Genomic DNA, 5824 nt, shown 5'->3' with positions numbered 1-5824 from the left:
CGCAACTGCGCGGCCTGGTCAGGGCCGGGGTGCGGCGCGTCGCCGACGCCCTCGACGCCTCAGCGCCGTCCGCACTCGCGCAGCGCATCGCCGGCCTGAGCGACTCCGAGCGCGACCGGCTGCTGCTCGACGTGGTGCTCACCCACACGGCGACGGTGCTCGGGCACAGCTCCACCAGGTCCATCCGGGCCGATCGCGGCTTCCTCGAGCTCGGCTTCGACTCGCTGACCGCGGTCGAGCTGCGCAACCGCCTCAACGCCGCCACTGGCCTCACCATGCCGGCGACGCTGATCTTCGACCATCCATCGCCGGCCGCGCTGGCCCGGCACGTCGGGACCCGGATCCGGCCGGCCGAGCGGCCGGCGGGCGAGCCCGTCCTCAGCGAGCTCGAACGCTTCGGTTCGCTGCTGACCGGCTCCGCACTCGACGACCCCACCCGCCGGCTTCTCGGCAAACGGCTGCGGACCCTGCTGCGGGAGCTGGACGACGCGGCGGGCGAGGCACCGGACGACAACGACGACGTCCGCCTGGACGGGGCCACCGACGAGCAGATGTTCGCCCTGATCGACAAGGAGCTCGGCCGCGCCTGAGCGAGCCACGGCATCCGCCAATCTGGAGGCACCGCCACATGACGAGCACCGAAGAGAAGCTCCGCGAATACCTCAAGCTGGTCACCGCCGACCTGCGGCAGACCAGGCAGCGGCTGGAGTCGGCCGAGGCGAGGTACGCGGAGCCCATCGCGATCATCGGCATGTCGTGCCGGTTCCCGGGTGGCGTCCGGTCCCCTGAGGACCTGTGGCGGCTGGTCGAGGCGGGCGGCGACGCCATGGGCGACTTCCCGGCCGACCGGGGCTGGAACTATGACCTGCTCTACGACGCCGACCCGGAGCATTCCGGGCGCAGCTACGCCAACGCCGGCGGGTTCCTCTACGACGCCCCCGACTTCGACGCCGGGTTCTTCGGGATCTCGCCGCGCGAGGCGCTCGCCATGGACCCGCAGCAGCGGGTGCTGCTCGAGACGTCGTGGGAGGTCTTCGAGCGCGCCGGCGTCGACCCCGGGTCGGTGCGTGGCAGCCGCACCGGCGTGTTCATCGGCGCGATCGGCATGGACTACATCGACCGGCTCGGCCCGTTGCCCGAGGGCGTCGAGGGCTACTCGCTCACCGGCAGCATGTCGAGCGTCGTCTCCGGCCGCATCGCGTACACGTTCGGCCTCGAAGGCCCGGCGATCACCATCGACACCGCCTGTTCCTCCTCGCTGGTCGCGCTGCACTGGGCCGGCCAGTCGTTGCGGGCCGGCGAGTGCTCGCTCGCGCTGGCCGGCGGCGTCGCGGTGATGCCGACACCGACGGCGTTCGTCGAGTTCAGCAGGCAGCGGGCGTTGTCACCGGACGGGCGCTGCAAGGCGTTCGCCGCCTCCGCCGACGGTACGGGCTGGTCCGAGGGGGTCGGCGTGCTGCTGCTGGAGCGGTTGTCCGACGCGGTGCGCAACGGCCACCGGATCTGGGGAGTGGTACGGGGCTCCGCCACCAACCAGGACGGAGCCAGCAGCGGACTGTCCGCCCCCAACGGGCCATCGCAGCAACGGGTGATCCTCGACGCTCTGGAAAGCGCCGGCATACCCGCCGACCAGGTGGACGTGGTGGAGGCGCACGGAACCGGCACCAAACTGGGCGACCCGATCGAGGCGCAGGCGCTGCAGGCAACGTACGGCGCGCGGCGGACGGCCGAGCAGCCCCTGTGGCTGGGCTCGGTCAAATCGAACATCGGGCACACCCAGGCCGCCGCCGGTGTCGCCGGTGTCATCAAGATGGTCATGGCGATGCGGCACGGCGTTCTCCCGCCAACCCTGCACATCGACGAGTTGAACCCGCAGGTCGACTGGTCCGCCGGCACGGTGGTTCCGCTGACGGCCGGGCGCGCCTGGCCCGACCAGGGCCGCCCGAGGCGCGCCGGGGTGTCGGCGTTCGGGATCAGCGGCACCAACGCACACATCATCCTCGAGCAGGCCCCCGCCCAGGAGACGCCGGAGATCCCGCAGCACAGCGGCCCGGTCGCCTGGCTGCTGTCGGCGCGCACCGATGCCGGCCTGCAGGAGATGGCCGGACGGCTGGCCGATGCCGTGGACGAGCTGCCGGTGCAAGACGTGGCACACTCCCTCGCGGGCCGGGCAGCGCTCGAGCACCGCGCGGTCGTGGTCGGCACCGGCCGGGACGAGCTCGTGGCCGGCCTGCGCGCGTTGCCGGCCGGTCTCGCCGCGCCCAACCTCGTGCGGGACGAGGCCGACCCGCACGGGCGGAAGACCGTGTTCGTCTTTCCCGGTCAAGGCTCCCAGTGGCGGGGGATGGCCCTGGATCTGGCCGAGACCAACGCCACCTTCGCCACGCACCTCGACGCCTGCATCCAGGCGCTGGCCCCGTACGTCACCGTCAGGCTGGATGACCCGGAGCTGCTGAGCCGCGTCGAGCTCGTGCAACCGGCCCTGTTCGCCGTCATGGTGTCCCTGGCGCGGCTCTGGCAGGAACAGGGCGTCGAGCCCGCAGCCGTCATCGGTCACTCGCAGGGCGAGATCGCCGCCGCGCACGTCGCGGGCGCGCTGACCCTGGACGACGCCGCGCGCATCGTTGCGCTTCGGGCACGGGCCATCACCCGCCTCGCCGGCACCGGCGGCATGGTCTCGGTGCCGCTGCCCGCCGAACAGGTCGAGCTGCCCGACGACGTGTGGATCGCCGCGCACAACAGCCCGGCGGGCACCGTCGTCGCCGGCAGCGTCGCCGGTCTCGACCGGGTCCTGGCCACCTACTCGCGGGCACGCAAGATCGACGTCGACTATGCCTCGCACACGCCACATGTCGAGGCCCTCCGCGACCAGATCCTCGCCGACCTGGCCGGCATCGCGCCCCGCCCGTCCGCCGTGCCCGTCTATTCCACGCTCACCGGCGGCCCGGTCGAGGCCGGTCGCCTCGACGCCACCTACTGGTACGAGAACCTGCGGCGCACCGTCCTGTTCGAGCCGACCCTGCGGCTGCTCGCCGAGGATGGCTACGACACCTTCGTGGAGTGCAGCCCGCACCCGGTGCTGACCATCGCGGTCCAGGAAACCCTGCCCGAAGCCCACAGCCAGGGAACGCTGCGTCGCGGCGAGCCGGGCCCCACCGAGCTACTGACCGCGTTCGCCCGAGCCCACGCCGCCGGCCTCCCGGTCGGCTGGAACTTCCCCGGTCGGCACGTCGACCTGCCGACCTACCCGTTCCAACGGCGGCGCTACTGGCTGGAGCAGCAACCAGTGAGCGCGCCGTCATTTATGTCCACAATGGACTCATTGCGCTACGACGTCGAGTGGCGGCCGGTGAGCGCGCACGGGGTCGCGACCGGCCGGTGGCTGATGGTCTTCCCCGAGGCGGTCGGAGACACCGCGGTGGCCTGCGACCGGGTACTGACCGCACAGGGCGCATCCGTCGTGCCGGTGCCCGTGGAGGCCGGCACGACCGACCGGGCCGCACTCGTCGCGGCCCTGACCACCGCGGCGGCCGGCGAACCGGTGGCCGGGATCCTGTCGTTCCTCGCCGACGACGTACGCAGCCACCCACAGCTGCCCTCGCTCACCCGCGGCCTGGCCGGCACAGTGCTGCTCGTACAGGCCGTCGCGGACGCCGACCTGAGCGCCCCGATCTGGTGTGTCACCCGCAACGCCGTCGCGGCCCTGCCGGCCGACCCCGCCCCGGCACCCGAGCAAGCACAGCTATGGGGGCTGGGCCGCACGGCCGCGCTGGAACAGCCGGGCCGGTGGGGCGGCCTGATCGACCTGCCTGCGGCACTCGACGAACGTGCGCTGACCCGCCTCGGCGCCGTGCTGGCCGGCTCGACGGGCGAGGACCAGGTCGCCCTGCGCACCTCGGGTGCGCTGGGGCGTCGGCTGGTACGGGCGCCGCGCCGCCGCGGCGGTCCCGCGGCCCCGGCCTGGCAGCCGTCCGGCACCGTACTCGTCACCGGGGCGAGCGGGTCGATCGGCGGACACCTGGCCCGGTGGCTCGCCGGCGCCGGCGCCGAGCACCTCGTGCTCACCAGCCGCCGTGGCCGCGACGCCGACGGGGTGGCCGAGCTGGAAGCCGAGCTCATCGCCGCCGGCGCCCGGGTGACCGTCGCGGCCTGTGACGTCGCCGACCGCGACGCGCTCGCCGCGTTGCTGACCGAGCTGCGACGGCAGGGGCAGCCGATCCGGGCCGTGTTCCACACGGCGGCCGTCGTCGACCTGGCCCCGATCACCGAGACCACCCTCGAACGGCTCGCCACGAACCTGTCGGCCAAGGTCACCGGCGCGCACTGGCTCGACGAACTGGTCGACGACACCGACCTCGAAGCGTTTGTGCTGTTCTCGTCCATGGCCGGCGTGTGGGGCAGCGGGGAACACGCCGGGTACGCGGCGGCCAACGCCCACCTCGACGCGCTCGCTGCGCGGCGCAGGGCTCGCGGCCTGCCGGGCACCTCGATCGCCTGGGGGATCTGGGACGCGTTCAACGACCATGACGAGCACGCCGGTCACCGCCGCGAAGCACTCAGCCGCCGGGCCCGGGAACAGGGCCTGCCGATGCTCGACCCGCAGCTCGCCTTCACCGCGATGCAGCAGGTGGTGGCCGGCGGCGAAGCCTTCGCCGCGGTGACCGAGGTGGACTGGGATCGGTTCACACCGCTGTTCGTCTCCGGCCGGCACAGTCGCCTGCTCGAAGGCCTACCGGAGGCGCAGCGCGCCATCCAGCCCGCCGAGCCGGACACCGGCGGCTCCTCACCACTCGCGCTGCGGCTGGCCGGCGCCTCGGCCGCCGAACAGGACCGGATCCTGCTGGAACTCGTCCGTTCCCAGGCCGCTGCCGTCCTCGGGCACACCGACGTCGAAGCGGTCGCGGCCCGGCGCGCGTTCAAGGACATCGGCTTCGACTCGCTGACCGCGGTCGAGCTGCGTAACCGGCTGGGCAAGGCGACCGGCGTCAGCGTGCCCGCCAGCCTGATCTTCGACCACCCCAACCCCGCCGCCGTCACCGCGTTTCTTCGTGAGCAACTGCTCGGCGTCGCGGCCGTCGCGCCGGATGTCCCACCGTCCGCGCCGGTCCGCAGCGACGAACCCGTGGCGATCGTGGCCATGGCCTGCCGCTATCCGGGCGGGGTGTCCTCTCCGGAGGACCTGTGGCAGATGCTCACCGAGGAACGTGACGGCATCTCCGGCTTCCCGCAGGAGCGCGGCTGGGACGTTGAGCGCCTCTACGACCCGGATCCCGACGTGCCGGGCAAGAGCTACGTGCGCGAGGGCGGATTCCTGCACGAGGCCGGGGACTTCGACGCGGAGCTGTTCGGGATCTCGCCGCGCGAGGCCATCGCCATGGACCCGCAGCAGCGGCTCGTACTGGAGACGGCGTGGGAGACGTTCGAGCGGGCCGGGATCGATCCGATGTCGCTGCGCGGTTCGCCGGCCGGTGTGTTCGTCGGCGCCAAGTCACCCGACTACCTGCTCGACCTCCCACAGGGCCTCGAAGGGCACCTCGTGACCGGGGCCAACGCCAGCGTGATCTCCGGGCGGGTGGCATACACGTTCGGTCTGGAAGGGCCGGCGGTGACGGTGGACACCGCTTGCTCCTCCTCCCTGGTGGCGTTGCATCTGGCAATGCAGGCGGTGCGCAGCGGAGAGTGCTCGATGGCGCTGGCCGGCGGCGTCACCGTGTTCGCCACACCGGGCATCTTCGTCGGCTTCAGCCAGCAGCGCGGTTTGGCGGTCGACGGACGGTGCAAGTCGTTCTCCGCGGACGCCGACGGCATGGGTGTCGCCGAGGGT

General features: G+C 72.7%; 2 protein-coding genes. Both read left to right on the top strand.

Going from position 1 to position 5824, the window contains the following annotated elements:
- On the top strand, nt 1-590 hold a 590-nt coding region (locus Adu01nite_RS47300), incomplete at its 5' end, for a phosphopantetheine-binding protein (RefSeq protein WP_239133248.1).
- A 38-nt stretch (nt 591-628) separates the two neighbouring features.
- Nucleotides 629-5824: type I polyketide synthase (locus Adu01nite_RS48335; protein ID WP_239133247.1), on the top strand; the 5196-nt coding region annotated here is incomplete at its 3' end.

It is taken from the genome of Paractinoplanes durhamensis (genome assembly GCF_016862175.1).
Lineage (GTDB): Bacteria > Actinomycetota > Actinomycetes > Mycobacteriales > Micromonosporaceae > Actinoplanes > Actinoplanes durhamensis.
Note: the sequence above shows the minus strand (reverse complement) of the source record. Positions and strands in the feature narration are given on the sequence as shown.